Annotated in this window: 12 protein-coding genes; 8 read left to right on the forward strand and 4 right to left on the reverse strand. The window is 65.5% G+C overall.

The genetic code is table 11. The annotated features are described in order from the left end of the window. The first annotated feature begins 311 nt into the window (after positions 1-311). Genes dpdE through dpdD form a run of 8 tightly spaced genes read left to right on the forward strand, consistent with a single transcriptional unit; the run spans position 312 to position 17,714 of the window. Complete coding sequence (gene dpdE, locus ABTZ99_RS23720; RefSeq protein ID WP_499613982.1) at positions 312-3,437, forward strand: protein DpdE; 3,126 nt, start codon at positions 312-314, stop codon at positions 3,435-3,437. After that, a complete protein-coding gene (gene dpdF / locus ABTZ99_RS23725; RefSeq protein ID WP_499613985.1) occupies positions 3,434-5,977 on the forward strand; it encodes a protein DpdF in 2,544 nt (847 codons plus the stop codon). Before dpdE ends, dpdF begins: the two co-directional genes overlap by 4 nt. Then, positions 5,974-6,870 (forward strand): protein DpdG, encoded by an 897-nt coding sequence (gene dpdG, locus ABTZ99_RS23730; RefSeq protein WP_499613988.1) that lies wholly within the window; start codon positions 5,974-5,976, stop codon positions 6,868-6,870. Before dpdF ends, dpdG begins: the two co-directional genes overlap by 4 nt. Then, positions 6,867-9,956 (forward strand): AAA family ATPase, encoded by a 3,090-nt coding sequence (locus tag ABTZ99_RS23735; protein ID WP_499613991.1) that lies wholly within the window; start codon positions 6,867-6,869, stop codon positions 9,954-9,956. The genes dpdG and ABTZ99_RS23735 overlap by 4 nt, the downstream gene beginning before the upstream one ends. Further along, entirely contained in the window at positions 9,949-10,641 is a 693-nt protein-coding gene (locus tag ABTZ99_RS23740) for a hypothetical protein (RefSeq protein WP_499613994.1), read from the forward strand. The genes ABTZ99_RS23735 and ABTZ99_RS23740 overlap by 8 nt, the downstream gene beginning before the upstream one ends. Beyond that, positions 10,634-15,040, forward strand: coding sequence for a protein DpdJ (dpdJ, locus tag ABTZ99_RS23745; RefSeq protein ID WP_499613997.1), 4,407 nt, complete (start codon positions 10,634-10,636; stop codon positions 15,038-15,040). The genes ABTZ99_RS23740 and dpdJ overlap by 8 nt, the downstream gene beginning before the upstream one ends. Continuing rightward, positions 15,037-15,567, forward strand: coding sequence for a phospholipase D-like domain-containing protein DpdK (gene dpdK / locus ABTZ99_RS23750; RefSeq protein WP_499614000.1), 531 nt, complete (start codon positions 15,037-15,039; stop codon positions 15,565-15,567). Before dpdJ ends, dpdK begins: the two co-directional genes overlap by 4 nt. Continuing rightward, positions 15,564-17,714: a protein DpdD gene (gene dpdD, locus ABTZ99_RS23755; RefSeq protein ID WP_499614003.1), complete on the forward strand. Its 2,151-nt coding sequence runs from the start codon at positions 15,564-15,566 to the stop codon at positions 17,712-17,714. The genes dpdK and dpdD overlap by 4 nt, the downstream gene beginning before the upstream one ends. An 85-nt stretch (positions 17,715-17,799) precedes the next feature. Here the strand turns inward: dpdD and dbpB (ABTZ99_RS23760) are convergent, their stop codons facing one another. The 4 genes from dbpB (ABTZ99_RS23760) to ABTZ99_RS23775 are packed head-to-tail and all read right to left on the reverse strand — an operon-like array spanning position 17,800 to position 22,094. Beyond that, positions 17,800-18,912, reverse strand: coding sequence for a DGQHR domain-containing protein DpdB (dbpB, locus tag ABTZ99_RS23760; RefSeq protein WP_499614006.1), 1,113 nt, complete (start codon positions 18,910-18,912; stop codon positions 17,800-17,802). Continuing rightward, positions 18,905-20,179 carry a tRNA-guanine transglycosylase DpdA gene (gene dpdA / locus ABTZ99_RS23765; RefSeq protein WP_499614008.1) on the reverse strand — a complete coding sequence of 425 codons (1,275 nt, stop codon included), beginning with the start codon at positions 20,177-20,179 and terminating at the stop codon, positions 18,905-18,907. Before dpdA ends, dbpB (ABTZ99_RS23760) begins: the two co-directional genes overlap by 8 nt. After that, a complete protein-coding gene (dbpB, locus tag ABTZ99_RS23770; RefSeq protein WP_499614011.1) occupies positions 20,176-21,300 on the reverse strand; it encodes a DGQHR domain-containing protein DpdB in 1,125 nt (374 codons plus the stop codon). The genes dpdA and dbpB (ABTZ99_RS23770) overlap by 4 nt, the downstream gene beginning before the upstream one ends. After that, positions 21,297-22,094 carry a hypothetical protein gene (locus tag ABTZ99_RS23775; protein ID WP_499614013.1) on the reverse strand — a complete coding sequence of 266 codons (798 nt, stop codon included), beginning with the start codon at positions 22,092-22,094 and terminating at the stop codon, positions 21,297-21,299. The genes dbpB (ABTZ99_RS23770) and ABTZ99_RS23775 overlap by 4 nt, the downstream gene beginning before the upstream one ends. Positions 22,095-22,115: the final 21 nt, after the last annotated feature.

A 22,115-nucleotide genomic window follows, 5' to 3' on the forward strand; every position in this document is an offset into this window, starting at 1 on the left:
TCCGATCATGCGAGTCCCGCGACCGGACCGACCTCCTCGATGCATCGGTCGTCTATTGACCGGAACGCAAGCGTGCCGGAGCCCTTTGGGCAGTTGCACTGACATGCAGGCGACCGACGCGACGCAAGTCTGTGGGCAGGTGGCCGACGCTGTGGGTAGTGGGCAAGGGATCGGGCTGCGGCTGTATCGCGCCGTGCGGCCGCACCAAGATGTAACGGGGAAGCGGTCCTTTGCGAAGACGAGTTCGACCAGACTGCGGCGAAAGAACTGCCTCGCCCGTAGGAAACCCGTTAGCATGGCCACGATGGTCAATGACAGTGCGAGCGTGCGAATTGCTGAATAGGCCTACTCAAGGCAGTGAGAACGTCGGCCAGTGGGTGCGGGTCCGAGGTGGCGATCTTGGTTTTGCCGTCTACCGCGAGCGCCGCCCGGATGGCGCGGTGATCGAATACGTGGACATCCCGGGTCGGATCGGACGCCGGGAAGTCGTGCCTCACAGCAGCCTGGAGTACCGCCGCGTTCCCGTCGGAACACGGGTGTGGGTGGCCGGCACCCCATACGGTTGGCACGCTGCAGAGGTCTCCGGAACCGGGAGCTTCAACGACTACCACCTCCGCATCTCGGGGATGGCCCAGGTCGTCAGGGTGCCTGGTGACAACATGGTGGTGAGGTGGGACCGGCCGCTCAGCGACCCGCTCACGGCGGTAGCTTCGGGCTTCTGCGACTCCCCGGAGTACTACGAGGCGCGACGCGCATTCCTCGACGAGTTGATCCGACAGCGCAGTACGTCCCGCGGCTTCACCGCGGCCCTGTCGGCACCCGTTGAGTTGTACCACCACCAGTTGGACACGGTGGCGAGGGTTCTCGCGGATCCCGTGATGCGGTACCTGCTCGCCGACGAGGTCGGGCTCGGCAAAACCATCGAGGCGGGACTCGTGCTTCGCCAGTTGCTCCTCGATGACGGCAGGGCCAGCGCACTCGTAGCGGTGCCCTCGTGGCTGCTCCGGCAGTGGGAGGAAGAACTCACCGATCGATTGATGCTCGGCGAGGAGATCGAACAGGGACGCGTGACGCTCATCAGCCACGAGGAACTGGTGCGGACCGATGGTCTCCAGCGGTACGGCGTCGTCGTGGTCGACGAAGCCCACCGCCTGATGAGGCACATCCACGAAGGTAGCCCCCTGCAGCGGGAACTGATCCGCGCGAAGGGACTTCTGCTGTTGTCCGCCACACCCATGCGCGGCGAAACGAACACGTTGCTGAAGTTGCTGCACGTGGTGGATCCGGCGGCCTTCCCGATCGGGTCGATTGAATCCTTCGAGCACCGGATGCGCCAGCGCGAGCGTGAAGCATCGAACCTGCAGGTGCTTACCTCCAGTCGGGCAAGCATGCGACGTCGCGAGAGCGTGCTGGATGAACTTCTGAGTTCGCATGGCGATGACCCCATGATCATTGAGCTCGTAGGGCTCTGCAAAAGGTCGCACAATTTCACCGACCAGTGTTGGAAGGTGCTGACCGAGTACGTCCAGGAGACGTACCGGATCAGTCGGAGGATGATTCGCCACCGGAGGAACAGCGCGCTGACCGGGGAGTACCCGGTCGCTGGTCGAGCCCCTGTGTTCGTACCGGTTGAAGATCCGGCACGGCCGTTCATCGACGAGTTCCTCGAGCGCTATCGCGAGCAGCTCGTGGAGCGGGGGCAGGAGGCCACCGTCTTCGCTCAGACTGTGTTCCACGTCATGAGCGGTCCGCGGGGACTGGTTCGGCACTTGAAGGAACGACTCGGCTTGGATGCCGGTCACCGACTGGCCGTGCCGCCGGACGACCGGGCACTGATCGAAGACGTGATCGCCCGGCTCGGCTGGGTGAACACCGGCGTCCGGCTCGACGCCATGCTTGAAATCGTCGAGGAGCGCCTCGCGCGCGACCTCAGGGTGGTCGTGATCGGGACGTCGTCGAAGGATGCGCAGGAGTTCTTCGAAGCGGCTGCGGAGCGGTGGCCGGGTCGGGTGACGGGGCACCTGGTGAGCACGGCGGACGACCCGGGGCTGGAAGACGACGTGTCGAGGTTCCTGCAGAAAGTCGATGGACGCGTCCTCGTGGGTGACCACTCTCTTGAGGAAGGTCGCAACCTGCAGGACGCCGACGTGCTCGTGAACCTCGACCTTCCGTTGGACATGAACCGTCTGGAACAGCGGATCGGCCGGGTGGACCGGTTCGCCCGCCGCCACACCGAACCCCGCGAGATCGTCGTCATCACAGAGCCTTCGAGCCCGTGGGTCTCGGCGTACGTCCGACTGCTCGACGTGGGGGTCGGAATCTTCGAAACCTCGGTGGCGACGCTGCAGCGCAAGTTGGACGAAGTTCAGCGGCACTTGATCGGGGAACTGCAGTCACGGGGTTCGGCCGCTTTCGAACTGGACCTGCCCACTCTCAGGGCGGAACTCGACTACGAGCGTGTCGAGGTCGACCTCCTTGAGGAACTCGAGTCCGTGGCGGGCGCCCCTCACTTCGATGACGCGAGCATGGCCGCTCTGAGGGCAGCCGAGGACGACCCCGAGCCGCTGCGGGACGCTTTCCGGAAGCTCACCTCGCTGCGAGGTGGGATCGGCTTGATGCCTGAGGAGGACCCGAACACGGGGGTGGTTCGCTTCGCCAAGCCCTCTGGTGAGAGGGTGGTGGGTCTCCCTGCCCCGCTGGCGCAGGAGGTGACCCCGCTCCTGAGCGTTCCGAGGACCTACTCTCGTCGGGTGGCAACCGCTCGACAGGGCGTCGCCCTGCTCAGGCTCGGGGACCGGTTGGTGGATTGGATCGGGCACCATCTCCGCTCGGACGAACGTGGCCGGGTGCGAGCCGTGGTGCGCCCGCACCTGGGGGTGAAGGTGCCGTCGTTGTGGTTGGCGTGCGACTTCCTCGTCGAGTACGACGACATCCACCTGAGCGGTTTAGACGGGCCTGCCTCTGATCGCTTGCGTAGACAGGGTGATGCTGCCCTGCCGCCGACCCTGGTGCGCACGTGGAGCGATCCGAACGGTTCCACCAACCCGGAGATGGCGGAGGTGCTGGAGCGCCCGTTCGACGACAAGGTTGACCGGGTGCTTCGTGGACGTGAGTGGAACAACGTCCACGAAGCCTTTCCCGACTGGGAGGAACTCTGCCGCCTCAGCGGTGAAGCGGCGTGGTCCGCGGTCCGCGCCCTTCCTGAGATGACCGCTGTCCCGGCTGATGCGGCAGTCCGGGTCGAAGAGGAGGTCGCCCGCCGGCTCTCCGTGCTCCGTGCCAGGGCGTTGAGACTGCAGTCGGAAGAAGAGCGTGCCGGTGCGCAGGCAGACTACGACCGGGAAGCCGCGTTGGGCGAGGCGCTGGTGCGGGGCGTTCGGTCGCCCGCTGTGGCCATGATCGCTTGTGGGGCAATCGTGCTGTGGCCGCAGTCGTGAGCACCACCGCGATGCCGATTGACGAGGACGCACGCATGACGCGCTTCCTCTCGGTGGAAGAACCGGAAGCGACCCGTTTCGAGGACGACCTCCACGCACGTCTCGCTTCGACTTGTCTCGACGCTGGGGCGAGTGATCTGGAAGCCGCCGTCCTGTTCAGGCAGTTGGTGCGGCGCCGGAGCATCGAGATGGGTGGCAGCGCAAGAGTCGTGACAGCACCGCACCTGTCGGTTCGGCTCCGCCGCGTGGCGGCCAGGGTTCATCTCCGCGAACCCTCGGTCAACGTGTGGTCTGCCGCCGCGTGGCAGCCCGGTTGGCTGGAGGAGGTTGGGCTGCCTGACGGCGCCGCTGCCGCGGGTACCTCGGTGGGGCGCAGGTTCCGCGAGGACGCCTTAACTGCCGACCCCTTCTTCCACCGACTCACCGGTCACGCCCACTACCGGACTCCCGGGCAGCGTGCTGCTTGCCGGGCAGTCGTTTCGGTTCCGCAGGGAAGCACCGTCATCGCCATGCTCCCGACAGGGTCCGGCAAGACAGAGATCGCGTTGTGCCTGGCCGACCGCCATCGGCCGGGGGTCACGTTGATCATCGTGCCGACCACCGCCTTGGCTTATGACTTCGAGCGCCGCTTCCAGGAACACTTCTCGCGCGGCAACCGTCGCGTGGACAAGGCGGGGTTGAGATTCGCCTGGACCAGCGAGACCGACGAGGAACTGCGGCAGCGGATCCGCACCCAGGTGGAGGACGGTACGCAGCGGATTCTCGTCACCTCGCCTGAGTCGATGACGCGTAGTTTGCGGGCGCTGCTGGAGGACTGCGCCAAGTCGGGACTCCTGGGGGGACTTGTCATCGACGAAGCCCACCTCGTCACCCAGTGGGGGCGCGACTTCCGACCGGAGTTCAGGAGTCTGGTCGATCTGCGGCGAGTCCTCATCGAACACGCGGAGAGCAGTGGTGATCCTGTGCCAACCACCCTGCTCCTCAGCGCGACTTTGGGAGCTCACGAGTTGAAGGACCTGCACGACCTGTTCGGCGCTCCGGGACCGTGCACCCTCGTTGCCGCCAACGCCCTGCGAGCCGAGCCCGAATTGTGGATCTCGGAAGCACCCGACGGAGTGCAACGCCGGCAACGGGTACTCGATGCGCTCGCGCACCTGCCGCGTCCCGCGATTCTCTACGTCACCTCACCCGACACGGCCGAGAAGTGGGCCGACACCCTGACCTCGGTCGGGTACCGCAGGCTCGCCGTGGTGACAAGTCGCACGACCGTGGAGGAGCGTTCTCGGGTGCTAACCCGACTCCGGAATGCCGGGGACGATCCACCGGCCCTCGACCTGGTCGTCGCGACTTCGGCGTTCGGGTTGGGGATCGACTACGCGCACGTACGTACTGTCATCCACGCCTGCCTGCCCGAAACCACGGATCGCTGGTATCAGGAGGTGGGACGAGGTGGTCGCGACGGTGATGTCTCGGGCGCGTTTCTGCTGACCGCTCCTGAGGACCGGGATGAAGCAGCGTCGCTGCGCACAAAAGTGCTCAGGCCGACGACCGCCAAATCGAGGTGGAAGGATCTGTGGGGGCATCATAAGGAATCCAATAGCAAGTACTTCGTCGATCTGGAAGGGAGTTCAGGGGCGAGTAAGGTCGGGACATACAACCGGCGCTGGCATGCCCAACTCGTCCAAGGGCTCGTAGAACTGGGCGCCTTGAAGCGTGATCAGTTCGACTTCGAAGATCTGATCGAAGTGTTCGACAAGGAGGTGGGGAACCGGCAGGAATGGATCCCTGTGTTGCCGCAGGCGGTCGACCTTGAGTCCGATGATTTCTGGGAAGAAAAGTGGCTGCCGTGGCAGAAGGCGGAAGGGAAGCGCTCCGACCGGGCGTTCGAAGTCATCCTGTCACTGTCGAACTGCTCTGTCGACGTGTGTGAAACTATTGCCGACGCGTACGCTCCCGACGGAGTGGTCTATGAACTGTTCGGGCCCGCGGCGGAATACGTGCGACCGTTGACACCCTGCGGCCGTTGCCCGACCTGCAGGCGCGACGGCGTGACGCCTCCCGACGATCCGCCTCCTTGGCCGCGACAGGTGTGGCCCGTGCCTGGCTCGGAAGGTGCCCGCCTGGATGATCTGGCCGCTGTCGTGGGAACTCGCGACGGCTTGATCCTGCTGGTGAGCGACGACATCGACGAAGTCGCACCCCTCCTCGCCGAGGAACTGCTCCGGCGAGGAGTTCGCCACGTCGCAGGACCGCTGGCTCGGACGCCGCGGTACGGCGACTGGTACTTTCGGGACGACTCGCCGATCGTGCCGACGGAGTTGACTCCTCATTCGTCGTTCGTCGTCTACCCGCGAGGTGTGCACGTGCCGCAAACGTGGCGAAATCCCCGGAAGCGGGCTGCCCATCGACAGCACGCCCCCTCTGCCTTCGACGTGCTGCTCACCCCTCGCGATGCGACGTTGGGTGGCGATCGGGTAGAACAAGATCTACGGGCGCTTGACGCGCACATCGCTCTGCAAGTCCTCGGGAGCAGGCCATGAACTACCTGAAGCATTTTGTCAGCGCGAGCGCGCCCGGACTGCTCGTCGTCGCGAAATACCTTGCCACGTGTTCGGAAGCGGTGACTGAACAGGCTCTCGGAAGCGTCTTGGCTCCCTTCGCGATAACGGAGAAAGAGGACGCGGGAGCCGCGCTCAAGGCGGCTTTGCCGGTAGGCGAGCACCTCGGCCTCTTCGAGGTGCGCGTCGATGGGGGCCGGCGGCGGAGTTGGTCACTGCACGACTCGGTTCGAGGCGTTGTCGAGCAAGCCGATGGCGAGTTCGGAACCCGGCGGTTCTACGCGTTGGTGCTCCGACTGCTCGGAGAGCGTGCCAGGAGTGCCGTCGAGGCTCGTGAGCAGCCTTCCGATCTTGCGCGGGCGCTGACCTGGCTCCTCCAACGCGATCCTCTGCGAGGCTGGTCCACCGCTTGGGGTGAAGGCACGGAAAAGCGCTTCACGGAGGGCGGGATGAAATCGGCCGTGGACACGAAGGAGCAGTGGGCAGCAGTGGTGCGCTGGGTCTCAGCCCTGGGTCTGGGGAACCAGACCGCGACTGGGGCAGGACGCAGCAAGGGTGTGGTGATGATCGACCCGTCCAGGGCTATCAGGGATGTGCTGGCCACGATGCCCGTTCTCCTCCCGGCGGATGAGTGGCTGCGGCAGCTATACGCGCAGATCCCGGTTCTTGGGGACCACCGGTTGGTGGAGGATCTGCCGGAGGGAAGCAAGTCGACGTCCGGTGTCCCGGGCGCGGTGGCGCTCGCGCTCCGCAAGCTGGAACTGGAGAAACGGGTCGAGCTCGTGTCGTCGGCAGACGCGATGGGAGCGGCCTTCTTCCGTTTGGGTAAGGAGAAGAGGGTCGGCCACATCCGTGTCCTGGAGGTAACGGGGTGACCGACTCGATGAAGAAGTTCCGCTGCTGGTCCACGTCCAAGGTCAGGGAGACCGTCTACTGGGACGTCGGGTCGTTGCCGGGCGACGCGGACGCCTTGTTCCTCGCCGCCCACAACCCGATGCGGTTGGAGCACTCCGTGGGGGAGGAGATCCTGGGTGGCGGTAGCGGTGAGCGTCAAGTACTCGATGCCCTGCTATCGGGTGTAGGCGACCCGCACCGAAACAGCCTCATCGCCGTGACCGGTGAATCGGGAGCGGGCAAGAGCCACGTCGTCCGGTGGGTCAACGCACACCTCGACCCCGACGACGACCGCTACCACGTCTTGTACGTGCCCAGGGCTGTCCAAACCATTCGCCAGCTGCTCAGGAGCATCGTCGCCGGTTTGCCTGGCGAGGGCGGCGCGGAGTTGGAGGCCCGCATCGATGCCGCGATTGCCAGCACTTCGGAAGTGCAGTTCAAGGACCGACTGCTCGAGGAGATCCGCTTCGCGTTGACTTGGTCGCTCGAACCGCGGCCCGCTCGACCGGGCGAGACACTGGCGGACCAGGCCGCTCGGGAGGACCGGAACAGTCTCCTGGGTGAGGACGACGGTCAGGGCAAGCGCCGTGGCGGTTTGGCGGACCTGTTGGCCCTACCTCAGGTCAATCGCACTCTGCTGCGTGCCGACGGACTGATCGACCGCGTGGCCCGTTCGATCTACCAGAGCACTTCCCGTCGCGATGAAGAAGACCGGTTCGCCGAGTCTGACCTGCCGTTGCAGGAACCGGGCATGTCTCGAGCCCTTGCCAATAACACGGCGCTGCGGGAGTTGTGGATCGACGTCCGGCACGAACCCACGATGGCGTTGTCCGTGCTGGACGAAGCCCTCCGGCACGCACTGCCCAAGACGCTGGGTTTGCGTAGCCAGAACGGTGAGACCCTCGATTCCCTGTTTCGGAACTCGAGGCAAATGCTCCACGCGAACGACAAGGAATTGGTGCTGCTGTTCGAGGACCTCGCTCAATTCGGTCTGGTGGACGGGGAACTGTACGACCAGTTCGCGACCCAGCCCGCGCTGGGTATGGCTCCGCTGCGAGTCGTGTTCGCTGTGACAAACGACCCGTACGGCAAGTTGCCGGATACTGTGCAGACGCGAATTACGCATCGGTTCTCCGTCAAATCCTCGGCCGTCGGCGATTACGAAGTGTTCGTGGCCCGCTACTTGAACATGGCACGGCTGGGACGAGCCGAAGTGGAGTTCGCATGGCGCGACGCGGGCGCCGAGCGTGACGGTTGGTTGCCGAACGCGTGCAACACTCGTAACAACGGATTGCCGTGTCAATTCCGAGAGGAATGTCACAAAGCATTCGGTAGTGTTGCGGTAGAGGGGTTGGGCGAGGTTGGCCTGTACCCCTTCAACAAGTCCGCGCTGGCGCGGTCACTCAAGAATCGCGGCACTGATCCGACTCCTCGGGAGATCATCAAGATAACTGTCGAAAACACACTTATCGAGGCGGATGGGAACATCGCGCAGGGCACCTTCCCTCATTCGCACACCGAGCAGCAGTTCGACTTCAAGGTCTCGCACGGACGTGAGGCGGTGATCGGTCAGAAGACCGGCGCCGAAGCGGATCGCCTGTATCGGGCGCTGGTCATCTGGGGTGACGAGGCTCCGTTGGTTGACACGGTGACGGAAGCCTTCTCGCTGAACAGTTCATCGGCGCGGAAGCCTGTCGTAGGTGTCGAAGTGGAGCCGTTGGCGGTTCCTGTGGTGCAGAGTCAGGTCGTTCACGGGCAAGTGGGCCAAAAACTTCCTCACCCGTTTGCCGAACTCTTCCAGTGGCGGAATAACGGCGACTTGCCGGACGCGGAGTCGACCGAGTACCGAAATATCCTGCACCGCTTGGTGTCCTCGCGCCTCGCTCTCGAGATGAACCTCTTCCACGTGGCCGGTGGTGAAGGTCGACGTATCTTGAACGACCTGTTCAAGCCCATGTCCTTCAACCTGGCCGGCCACGGGCGCACGGCTGCCGAGTCGAAGATCCGCTTCGACCTCGAGCGCAACGACGACGACGTGCGCGTCATGGTCGCCGCGCGTTGGTTCGCGGAGCACGGCCACTGGGTGCCCGAAGAGGGAAGATGGCAGTGGCCGAGCGGCTACGACCCGGCGGACCTGATGCTGTACTTCGAACATCGGATCGAGGCGTGGGCTGCAGAGGTCCGCGCGGCGTTCTGGTCCCGCGTGCGCGGTCGGGGCATCGCACGCGCGGCGGTGGGTATCACGGCTATCGCCCAGTCGGCCGCCGGTGGGCCGCCCGTATCGTTCCGCACGCTGGAAGTCGTTTTGGAACGAGCTTCAACTGCTATGAACGCGGCCGCGTCGACCTGGACCTCGGCGAGCGCAGCGGCGAAGAATGCACTGCTCGACATCCGCACAGGTGAACTGGTCGGCGAATTCGCAGCGGTGTGGCAGGGGGTCAAGGGCAAACCGCAACTGATCGACGCGGTCGACTTGACGACTGCACTGCACGATGCCCTCGAGTCGCCCTCGGCGTTCCTGGGGCGAGTGGCCGAGGAGTTGCGGGATGTCATGCCTGGGTTGGCCGCATCAGCGCATGACCTGCTCCGGGAGATCGAGAAAGCCGCTCCCGAACTCCTGGACCAGGTAGAGGAAGCGGTTCGGAGACTGACCGCAGGCCTCGAAGGGAACGGACCGGCTGCCGTGGCCCGTGCCGCGGAGGAGACCGGGCGTCGGGCGGTCGCGAATTCCTTGTTCAGACCCAAGGACGGCTGGACGGCCTTCGAGCGGGCGTTGCGCGTTCTCGAAGGACTCCCTGCGGACTTGCCGTCGGAGTGGGAGCGCGATGCCGGGCGGTCCGACGCTGATGAAGCGCTGAGGGTGCAACCGTGGGCCGCTGCGGTCGTCGCCGGCGCCGAAGCGATCGACGTGCTCAAGCGAAGCCTGGTCGAGACGAAGGCGAACGCGCTCGAGAACGGATCAGGAGCCGCTGAGTTGGAACAACTGAGGTCAGAGGTGCGTGCCAAGTTGGAACAGGTGGATCGCCACCTCCGGGCGTTTGGCTCATCGGGGGCTGCACGTGGTTGACCGGACGACTGTCTGGATCGCCGATGCCCGGCAAGCGGTCGACAAGGCGAGCGATGTGATCAGGACGCGGACCGAGTACGACGGCCTGGTCGAGATGGGCGAAGAGGTCGATGCAGCGGTCCGTGACCTCGCCCGGATCCGAGAGGCTGCTGAACTGGGCCTCGGCGAGTGGTTGACAGGGTTCGACGTCCCGGCCGTCTTGTGGGAGGAGCTTCGGGCTGCGCAGGAGGGACCGAGCCGCAGGCGGCTCGCTGCGGTGGTCCGTACTCTGGGAGCCTTCCGGACCAAGGGGCGCAATGCGATCCGAGAGGCTTGGCGCGACCACACCAGGCTCTTGGCGGACCGCGCGGTGGACGTCCGCAACCTTATGACGGCGTTCCCCGGGTCACCGGAGCTCGCTGAACTCGCCGCCCAGATGGACAACGCCCTAGGGAGGCTCACGCGATCTCAGAAAGACCTGCCGGACGCTGCGGCGGTAGCTGCCCGGCGAGAACTCGAGCGCCTCCTGGAGGAGGTGGACCGACTGTGGCCTGATGCTGTCAAGGACTTCATCTCTGCCGCTGCCCGAGGTGGGGCGTCACTCGACATGCTGACGACGGAGGTCTTGGCCTGGCTCGTCCAGAATCAGGCGACACACAGCTTCAAGATCGTCGCGGGCGCTCCGATGGGAGCACGTCGTGGATGACAAGCTTCTTGAGGCCCTCACCACGATCGAGTTGAAAGAAGCCGAGCTCCTCTCCTGGGGAGCGGTCGGAGCCGAGTGGACCGAAGCGGAGATCCTGTCGCTCCTGGCAGAGCACGGCGATCCCCTACTCTTGCTTTCGCAGTTGCTCGACCGGGCGCTGGTCGTGCAAACGCCCACGGAGGGCTACCGCTCTCGCAGCGCGGAGACGATCCGGCTCCTCGCCACCCTCCGCCAGTCGTTCCGGTACCAATCGGTCACCGAGGGGCGCCCTCTGGTGCTCGACTACCGGTTCCTGCACCGGCCGCGCAAACACCCCCGACGCGACGTCCGGTCGCAGGCCGTGCTCGACGACATCAAGAACTTCGTCGGCGACACAGGAATCCTCGCCGCACAACGGATCATCCCGCCGACCGTCTCGGGTTTCCAGCGGCGAACGACGAAGGCCGTGCTCTCCGCCCTCGCGACGAGGCGGCGGTCCTCGGGCGTGATGGTCACGGCCGGTACGGGTAGTGGGAAGACCCTCGCCTTCTACCTACCGGTGCTCACGTGGTTGGTCGGCAGCAGGCGAAGCGGATCGTTCGGGACGCGGGCTCTTGCGCTGTACCCGCGCAACGAACTCTTGAAGGACCAGTTGCGTGCGTTGCTGGAGTACGTGTTGAAGCTGAACGGCTCAGGTGGTCCCGCGCTGAGCCTCGCGACCTGGTTCGGCTCCACCCCCGAATCGGCCTGGACGGTGCGAAAAGGGTGGGCCGATGGGTGGCGGCAGCAGGGCGACGACTTCGTCTGCCCATACCTGGTGTGCTTGTCGTGCGGCTCAGACCTGCTGTGGCGCGGGACGGATCTTGAGGACGACCACGAGGTACTGGTCTGCGGTTCCCGTTCGTGTGACTGGCGCGTCGAGGGCAGCGTTCTCCGATTGACCCGTCGTAAGGCCCGTACCAATCCGGCCGACCTCATGCTCACGACGACGGAATCGCTCAACCGCCAGCTCGCCGCCCCGTCGAAGCTGAAAGCGTTCGGCATTCGCCCGGCGACCCTGGACGCCGTGCTGCTTGACGAGGTGCACACCTACGAGGGCACCGCAGGTGCGCATTCCGCCATCCTCCTCAGGAGGCTCAAGCACGTACTTCGCCGTTCTGTCGTATGGGTCGGACTGTCGGCGACGCTGCGCTCGGCCGGTCAGTTCTTCGCCCAGTTGGTGGACCTGCCTCCCACCTCGGTGACAGTCGTCCGACCAGATGCCCGTGAACTCGACGGAACGGGGGCGGAGTACCTGGTGGCGCTGCACCACAACCCGCACTCCGAGACGGGCACGATGTCGGCGAGCATCCAGGCGGCGATGGTCCTGGCCCGTAGCCTGGACCCGATGTCTGGCGACCCGGTCGAACCACCACCGGATTCGGAAGGCGTGTTCGGCAAGCGGCTCTTCGCCTTCACGGATCGACTGGACAGCACCAACAGGCTCTACTGGGACCTGTTGGACGCGGAGGGGTGGCGGTGGCCGAACCAGCGTGAGAACCGCCACCGCCCTCTGACGCTTGCCCACTTGCGATCACAGAATCAGGTACGGGTAGCGGCCGACCGGCGGCAAGACGCGCACGACCGCGATTTCGACGGTCAGTGGTGGTGGTTGCCCGAACTGCTGGGACACGGAATCGGAGCCGATCGACAGCTCCGCTTGGGACGGACCAGCTCTCAGGACCGGGGCGTGTCGTCGGAGGCCCAAGTGGTCGTCGCGACCGCGACCTTGGAGGTCGGCTTCGACGACGACCGGGTCGGAGCGGTGCTCCAGCACAAAGCGCCGCACGATGCGGCGCAGTTCCTTCAGCGCAAGGGACGTGCCGGGCGCAAACAGATCACCCGTCCGTGGACGGTCGTGGTGCTCAGCGACTGGGGCAGGGATCGTCAGGCATGGGACGCTTACGACGCCCTCTTCGACCCCGTGCTGCCGGCGAGGAACGTGCCGGTCGAGAATCTCTACGTATTGCGCATACAGGCCGTGTACGCGCTTCTCGACTGGCTCGCCGGCGAACTCCCCTACGCCGCCAGCGGTTCTACCTGGGAGGACCTCTCGGGTCCTGCCGCATCCTTGTATCCGCTCAATGCGGCCCGGCAGCAGGAGATGCGTGACCGCCAGGACCGGATGGCGGTGCTCCTGACCAAATTGCTGCGGCCGGGACCGGAAAGGGATCGCCTGCGCGACTACCTCATGGCGGCGTTGGGCCTGGGCGATGGGGATTTCGCCGCGTCGATCGTCGACACAATCCTGTGGGAACCGCCTCGTCCCCTCTTGCCCGCGGTTGTGGCGACCATGCGCCGCCGACTGGTGGACCAGTGGCACGGGGAGGTGCCGCCCGACGGCGCGACGAGTCTCCGCACGCGGACCCCGTTGCGGGAATTCGTTCCGGGGAACCTCTTCGACGACCTGCTGGTGCCCGACGTCGAACTGCTGGTCCCGACCAGGAACGGGCAGCGCGAGGTGAACAACCTCCCTGCTCTGCAGACCATGCAGGAGTTCAGCCCGGGCAATGTCTCCCGACACTTCGGGATCTGGGCGGCGAACAAGCGGCACTGGGTGCCGTTGCCTCCGCCCACACCAGGTTCGGACGAAATGCGGGTGGACGTCGAAGCGGTGTACCGGGCCGAACCGATCGACATCATCAATGGTGAGAACGGCGTGATCAGGCTTTTCTCGCCGAGGTCCGTGACGCTCGAATCGGTCGATCCGGACGTGCGCGATGCGTCGTCGGTCAGGCCGGAGTGGGAGTTCCACGTGGCGTCCATCGGAGCCGGCAGCCCGGTGGAGCTCGGGCGAGGCGCACGGGAAGTGCTGCGCGGGCTGACCGCCCACCTGCACATTCACGGTGGCGGTGCCCGCGTGCTGCGTTACGCCAGGACTGCGCGCGGTGTCATGAAGGACCCCCGAACCCGACGGGTGAGGATCCGATTCGTCGACGGAACCGGTTCCAGTGTGGACGCGGCCCTCGGGGTGGAAGTGCAGTGCGATGCGCTAGAAGGCGTCGTGAACTTGCCCGAGACCACTGCCGAGCCCACTCCTCAGGAGCGTGCTCACCGACTGCGGCACATAGTGGAGGCGGAAGCCGCTCTGCCCGATGACATGAGCGACTTCCAGCGGACGTCGCTCGTGGAGGTGGTGCTGCTGGTGCTCGCCGGGTGCCGGTTCGGGGACACCGCTCCCTTCGATGGGCCCGACATCGGCCACAACCTGACCGAAGCGGCTGGTGTGCTCGGACTGCTGGGTGACGATCGGGACCACGCGGGTGCCGTGGCCGACACCGTGTGGCCGGACTGGTTCGCGCATCCGGCCGTGATCACGGCGGTGCGCGGCGCCGTTCGAGAGATCAGCGCCGGTGAGCGTTCGCCGGCGTGGCGGAGTTGGTGGCAACGCCGTTACTCCCTCTCGGCCGCGAACCTGCTCCTCTCCGCGCTGGCTGCTCAGTGCCCTGGCGTCGACCCTGACCAGCTCATGATCGACCTCGTCCCCGGGCGAGAGGACACCTTCTGGATTTCCGAGCCTTCGCCGGGGGGCACGGGACAGGTGGAGACCTTCGTTCGTGCGCTGGTGCAGCAGCCTGAGGACGTCGGTCGTGCATTGGAGGACGCGCTCAACCCGTCCGCTGCCGAAACGATGGACCAGGAGTTGAGCCTTCTGCTCCGCTCCGAATCAGAGGCGGTCCGCGCGTCGTTGGAGTCCTTCCGCACGGCTTGGCAGGATGGTCACCGAGCGGTCGAGGCGGCTGCCGAGGATTTGGAGGCCGCCGCCCATGCGGATGACATCGTGCTCGGGACGGCCTCCCGATCGGCGTTGAGCACCCGGCTGGTGGGTCCCGGCGCGCATGCCGACCTGCTGGATCACGTCGTGTCCTGGCTCGAACTTCGAGACCAGACCACCCGGTTGTCGGGCGTCCAGGTGAGCGCTAGAACGCTGGGCGCAATGCTCGCCGAAGAAGGCGAACTCGACGAGGTGTTGCGTTTGGGCGACTCCGTGAGCGTCCAGCGTCGTGCGCGTGCGGTGTCGAATGTGCTTTGGCCGTGGGGAGAAGACGCGCACACCGCGCTGTCGTACAACCCGTTCAGCCCTCGGTATGCCGTATCGCTGGCTGACGTCCGCGCGCACGTCTCTCTTACACCGACAGTCATCGACGTCACGCACTGGGACGAGGCGTGTCGGGAGGCCGTTCACCGTGCGCTGCTCACCCGGGCCGAGGTGGTGCTGAGCGCGCGTCTGTCCGACCGTGCCATCCTGCGTTCCGTCGTCCTCGAAATGCAGACCGTGCCGGTCGAGGTGGATACCCTACTGTGTTATGCGGTTGTCGTGGGGAGCCGCACCACCATGCGTACGGCGGAGGTGCGAATGCTGCTTCGGGAGGCTTTGTGAACCGCGTCATACGGAAGTCCAAGGCGCAAAGCGCAGGCGAAGCACTGGATCTCCTGGCCGCGTTGTTCTCGGCCGAACTCGCCTCGCCCGCCAAGTGTCTTTGGTTGGTATCGCCGTGGATCTCCGATGTGGAATTGTTGGACAACACGACGGGGGCGTACTCGTCACTCATGCGATTCGGCCGGCGGCGTGTGCGCTTGGCCGAGGTATTGGTGACGCTGGCCACGTCCGGAACGGAGGTGGTCGTCGCGACTACCTCCGACAACCACAACCGCACGCTGCGAGATCGGCTCGAAGTCCTCTCGGGCGACCTGCACGTCGAGAGCAGGCTCAAGGTGGTCGTCGACTCCACTGATCAGTTGCACACCAAAGCGCTGACAAGCGACGACTACGCCTTGGCGGGTAGCATGAACATCACCTACAACGGTATCCACCTCCGTGAGGAGCAGGTGGAACTCAGAACCGAACCGGATTACGTCGCACAAGCGCGCATGGACGCGCACGGCCGTTTCGGTGGAGTGCTGTGAACGTCGCTGATGCCGTGAGGGACGCTGTTGGCGACATGAAGCGGTTCCGACATCTGAGAACCCGTATCGCCACCCTGGTCGATGGCCAGTTGCGAACGTGGAGGTCGGGGCGCAGCGGATGGCTCGTCGTGCCGCTGCAGCGCCAGGTGCAGGGCTTCTACCTGCTGTCGGAGGATCGCGAAGGACAGCGTCGCGGTGCGGAGGTGCTCCGGGCTTTCTTGGGGCCGGCGGCTGCTTCGATCGACCCGATGCGTTTGGAGGCCGGGGGTGAACACGCGGACGCCTTGTTGCGCGAGGTGGAACTGCTCCAGGCGTCGTACGTTCGACGACTGCAGGTGTCACCCGAGGTGCTGCTCGACCGGATCGAAGATGCGGTAGCCACGGTCAGGGGCAAGGAGGTGCAGGACCGCCCGGTTCCGCCACGTCACGTCGACCTCATCCGTGACTTAAGGCTCGCGCTCCTGAACCGCGATGCGCGGCAAGCGGAGCGCTGTCTGGAGTTGCTGAGGTTCACCGGCCGGTTGAGCGCCGAGAACGACCGGTTCCTCACCATCGAGGTGCTCGGCAGGTTGGAGCGCTGGGTGGAACTCCGGCGCCTCCCGTTCCTGAGCGAACTGCTCCGAACCCGGCGTCCGCGTGCGATCGACGAAATCCTGCTGCGGATGCTGTGGGTCACTGATGTGGCCCCGTTGTGCGCGGATGGATCGACGGCGGCCCAGGTGTACCGGCAAACCGATCTCGGGGCGCGATTCGGTTCGCTCGTCAACTCCGTCGGCGTGCCTGGAAGCGAAGAAGGTCGGGCGGTGGCGATCATCGCCGCTACCGCGACGAACGACGTGGAGAGGGTGGACGAACTCCTCCTCGCGGCCACCGACGAGCGCGAGCGCGACCGCCTGACCGCCCTGAGCCACCGTGCTCCGCAGTCCACCCCGACGCCTCTGCGAGACTTGGCGACGTTGCTCCACGAGGGGCAGTACTCCAAGGCGGTCACCCTTTTCCTCGACGCTCCCGAGCCTGGAGCTGCGGATGTCGCCGCGCAGGCCACGTTGGACGGTCACGACGTCTCTCGTGCCGGAGAGGTGCTCGCGGTCGTCCGGTCGTTCGTCTCGCAAGGACTGCTGCTGCCGGGGAGGCGGTTGCTTCGAGACCTGGACGAACTCGAACTCCTGGCAGACGCTTCGTGTGGCGGATGGCTCGAGTGGACGACGAGGCTCGCCGGCTCCGAACCGTGGACAGCGGGTACGGACGTCCTCCGCGACCGGCGCGATCAGTGGGCCGACTTCACCGAGCTCTCGCCTGGCGTGAAGCAGCAGGTCGCTCATGGGCTCCTCGCCGCGTGGTCCGGCGTGAACGAAATCCAGGTGCGGGCATCGCTCGACTTGCTGTGCCAGACCGCCGGACATTCGGCGGGGGATCCGCACTCCGCGGAGTTCTGCGAGGTGGTGCTCCAGATCCTGAGTGAACAGCAGAACCTCAGCGGTCCGGTGCGCAACGCTTACCTGTCCTTGCTCGAGCGCCTCGTGGACGAAGGACCCGCACGGTCAAGCTACGAAGCCGTGCTCAAGCACGCGGGTTTGGTTTGGGAACGCATCGCATCACGGAAGGCCGTCGACTGGGGGTTCGCCCTGGTGGACATCCTGCTCGACGCACCTTCACCAGCTCCTGGGCAGCGCACGGCGGTTGTCACCGCGGTGTTGGGCAAGGTGCTGGAGTCCTACCAGCGGCTGTCCCGGCGACAACGTGCCGACTTGAGCATCCTTGCGGAGCAGGTCGGCTTCTCGGTACCGGAACCGGCTCGTCAAGCAGAGGCCGAGGCGGAAGACGTGTGGCGTCGGCTCGACAACCAGGTGATCGGCGTCTACTCCCTTCTGCCGCGCGTGGCCGAGTCGCTTCGCAAGAGGCTCGAACTGCTGTGCACCCCGAATGCGGTGGAGGGCAACAGCGACATGGTCGCAAGCCAGGCATTGCGCACGTTGGTCAAACGGGCCGACTACATGATCGTTGACACCAAGCACGCTGCTCATGCGGCTACGGGGGCGATCGACGCGCTGCTACCGAAGGATGATCAGATTCTTCCGCGAGGTGGTGGTGTCACCGGATTCCTCCAGGCCCTGGAGCGACGTTTGGCCTCGGTGAACCCGGCTTGACGCTACCCGTCGTGGGTGGTGTTGCCCCGATCGGGTCGGCACCACCCACGCCTGGAGCACGGGCCGTGGTACAAGCGTCGCCTCTTCAACGGGTGCGCTTGCGCAGCAACTTCAACAGGTGCGTTGTCAACTGGCGGACGTCGTTCGGGGTGTTCTGCAGGTTGTTCCAGCGTCGTTCACCGTCGGCGAATTTCCAAGTGCCGGACGTCCAAGCCATGTGGGGACGCAGGTTTTCCAGGGTGTCCCGGAGCTCTACAGTCTTCACGCCCTCGGCTGGCACATCTTCGGTCAAAGTGTCCATGACGAAGCCGAGCGCCTGGATGCCGACGCCGTGGGTGAGGCGTGAACTGCGCGGAGGCTTGCTCCACTCCTCGGGGAACACCTCGCGGACCACTGACCAGAAGCCGATCAGGTGGGTGAGCATCCGATCCACGTCGCCCGTGCCGTCGACGGGGTTGCGGTACTGGTAGAGCGCTCCCTCGAAGAGGCTGTGCTCGACCATCTTCAGGACGCTGTTGTCCTTGATGTATCCGTCGGGAGCAGTCGGTGACGCGATGATGCGGAAGAAGGGGCTCTCGCGCTTGCCGTTCAAGCGCGTCATCAGTTGGGCCGGCAGGCGTCGGCGCACGTACGAGTCCGGCAGGTGGCCGGTGGTGTCCGGCAGCAGTTCGTGGATCAACCCCTTGGGCAACGCCCTCGTGGAGTTGACCAGGATGAACTGCGAACGCTGTTCCGCTTCGGAGTCGGTGATGAAGCCGACGACCGCGACAGGGAACTCGGCGACATCGGCGTCGCGGATCGCGGCGCTGCGCTGCTGGCCGTCGACGAGCCAGGCGGGTTTCTCGGCCTCGGACAGGCTCTCGTCCACTGGGATGACGAGCTCGCCCGGCACCGAGTAGTCGACCGTGTCCGAGGGGATCATCAAGGAGGGGGTGAACTGCACGCGCTCGTCGAATGCCACGACGATCGCGTTGGGCAGCATCGCCCCGCCCGACTCGAGGTACTTGCGGATACCGCGGATGTGGCTGAGCACCTCCGGACGCTGGTAGCCCTGCAACTGCTCGTCATCGTCACGGCGGATGCGCGACACCGCTGCGAAGCTGTGCAGCTTCTTGCCGTCGACGGCGAAGCAGTAGATCCGTCGACGCCCCTGCCGGACCTCGAGGGCCGGGAGTCGCAGGGTGTACCTGTCAGCCACTTTCTCTCCTAGTTGAGGGGACGATCTCGCCGCGAACAGGTCGCGGAGCGACCTTGCGCATCTTGGCTTCCAGGACGGCCAGGTTGTGGAACCCACGCCGTTTGTTCCGCTCCGTACCTCGGAAGATCGCTATCTCGATACCGTGCTCCCTGCACAACGCACAGGGACAGGACTTCCAGGGGCGCGCCTCCAGCGTCCTGCGGTACTGGACCAGGTAGCTCTTCTTCTTCGCCTGGTTGTCGCCCAGGACGAGCGCTTCGTAAGCGGTCAGGGCCGTCATGACGTCCTCAAGGTCTACGACGCCCTGGTCATAGCCCCGCAGAGCGCTCAGGCACTCCCGTTCGGAGAGGATGGCGTCGCGTTGCGAGACCGCTCCCGACAAGATGGCCCGCTTCAGGGCCGGGTTGCCGTCGACCTGAGGGACGCGCACGGCCGTGTAAGCACCGTCTGCGGTGTGGTAGTTGTTCCGGTCGTCCATGAACGACTGCCGGAACGCCGACGTGCTGTCGAAGCTGGTGACGCCGAGCTCGGCAAAGCGCTCCATGCTCTCCACCCGAGTGATACCGAGCAGGTGCAGTTGCGTGTCCGGACGCAGGATGGTCGAGATGGCCTCCAGGCACGCCAGGATCTCGTGAGTCTTTAACGGCACCATGCCACCGAGCGCGATCCTGCCGTACCCCATCTCCTGCAGGCGGGCCACACTGTCTGCATAACTCGCCGGGCTCCAGCCCTGCGCGGCGCCCACTGGCTCGACCAAGCTGTCCCGTTCCTGCACGGCGGCGAGGAATTTCTCGGCCAGGTCCAGGGAGATGTGCCGCCGCTTCGCCCAAGCGCGGTCCACGTCGTTCTCGCCCGCATCAGGGACGTACCCGAAGATGACGTGGTCGATGCTGACGCCCGAGTCGAACCCGCATTCGTCGTAGAAGTCGAGAACCTCTTCGACCGAGTAGGGCGGGTACTCCTCCTCTGCGTAGTTGAAGGCGCCGCAGTCGCCGAGGCTGGCGGTGTCAGAGGGCAGCCGGAAGAACTTGCGCACTCCAAGGCGGTAGAGCCTCGCGCGCTGGGGTGCGGCGTACTTGCCCGCCCCGTTCATCGAGCCGTCGACGATCGCCTTGCTGACGAGGATGCCGTCATAGGGGGACGGTGTGACCACTTCGTGGGCGTACACGTCGTCGCGCTGGCGGACCCTGGTGGGCAGGTACTCGTCGTTGATGAAGTCGTACGTCGGACTGACGAGGTCCTGGCTGTCCGGGAAGTAGAACTTCACGACGCGTTCACCCGCGACTTCACGTAGACGCGGATGATGAAGTTGGACAGGACGCTGATGTGTCGAGGGGTGTTCTGGAGTTCGTTCCAGGCGATGTTCAGCTCACCCCACCGTCCCTTGGTCCAGTGACAGTGGTCCGCGATCAACGTCAGTTCCTTCTTCATCTGCTCGACGACATCCGCTGCTTCCAGGTCCACGTTCGGGACGATCTTGTCCATGAGCCGCCCCATGGCTCTGATCCCGACACCGTGCATCAGCCTGCTCTTGGTCGGCGGCAGCCCCCAGGCTTCGGGGAAGGTGTGCCGCACGGCGGTCCAGTAGGAGACCAGGATCTTACGGATCGCGCCCGTGTCGATCGTGCTGTTCGACAGGTTGCGGTAGAGGAACAAGATGCCTGCGGACGAGTTGAGGGACTCCTCGACCGCAGCGGTGAGGCTGTTGTCAGTCACGACGGCGGTACCGCGCTGTTCCGGGCTGGTCGACGGCCGCTTGATCAGCCCTCGGAAGGGCGAGTCGGAATCCTGGTTGAGCATCGTGACCAGGGCGGACGGCAGCTTGCGCGCGGACAGCTTCGCGGGCAGGGTCGTGCCCACCTCGGGCAGCAGTTCCGACACGAGGTTCGCGGGCAGCGGGGACACCGTGTTCACCCTCAGGAACTGGTCGCGTTGGGTGGCGATGTCCTCGGCGACGAATCCGGCGACCGTCACCGGCAGGCGGGTCCGCTTGGTCCGCGCGAGGGCCAGGCTCCGCTGCTGGCCGTCCACGATCCACGCCGGTCGGGGCTCGTCCGCGGTCTGGGGAAGCGGGATCTCGAGCGTGCCACTGGTGGCCAGGCCGTCGGTGGCTGACGGTCCTGGACTGGATCGAAAGCGAACGGAGTCGGGCAGAGCCATGATCAAACCGTTGGGGAACAGTACCTCGTCGCTGTCGAGGTACTCGAGGATCTGGTTGACGTGCTGCTTCTTCTCAGGGCGCTGATAACCCAGGAGCCGACCGGCGTCGTCCCGGGAGATCCGCGCCACGTCGGAGATCAACGCGACTTCCTCGGCAGCGAGGGTGAAGATGTACAAGGGGATGGTCGGGTGCTGGTGCACCTTCAACGCCCTGCGTTTGAGGTTCACCGCTCTCCCATCGTCTCCGAGTAGAGGTTGGCGAACCTCTTCTGCTCACAAGCCCTGCCGCTCTCCCTGAGCAACCGGTGCAACCTGGTTCGTGAGATGCCACGATGCTCGGCCGCCGACGCCCGGATGAACTCTTTGACCTCCACGTCCGTCATCGGCGTGCGGTTGTAGGTCTCGCGGTGGGCCGAACGCTCGACCCAGCGGGTCCACGACTCCGTCGTGGCGGGTGAGGTCAGCACACCGTCCTCGCAGTGGGCCAGCCAGGAACCTGCCATCCGCGCGTTCAGCCCGGTGAGGGTACCGCCAAGCGCTTTGCGAAGCGATCCGTTGGCTCGTACCCGCTGCACACCGGGTATGTCCTCGCTGCCGCCGACGAGGAGCGTGTCACCACCCGACTGACCGAGCTCGCGCAACTCGGTCGTCAGTACGCTCCCGTAGACCTCGGACAGCACCATGAGCAGGGAGCCGCGGGAGCCGAGATGGGCGAGGGTCGACGCGCCGATGCGTTCCTGAAGACCCTTCCACCACAACCGGCGGTCGACGCCCGTCGACGCAACGGTGTCTTCGTGGCCGGCGCTGAAGGTGGCGGCGTACGCCGGGAACGAGGCGGTGGTGGGTTGCAGGCCCAGTCCTGCGGACACGACCCACAGTTCCGCCTCGAACCCCGCCTGGGCGGCCGCACCGACCACGGCGTGCGCCTGGAGCCAGTGCTCACCCTTGTACAGGCCGCTCAGAGGGGTGCGGCGCCCCTCGGCGAGGACCCGGTCCGTCCATGTCGCGAGTCGGTTGCTCACCGTGCCCATAGGGAGGGAACC

Origin of the sequence: Actinosynnema sp. NPDC002837, assembly GCF_040295345.1 — a bacterium.
Taxonomy (GTDB): Bacteria; Actinomycetota; Actinomycetes; order Mycobacteriales; family Pseudonocardiaceae; genus Actinosynnema.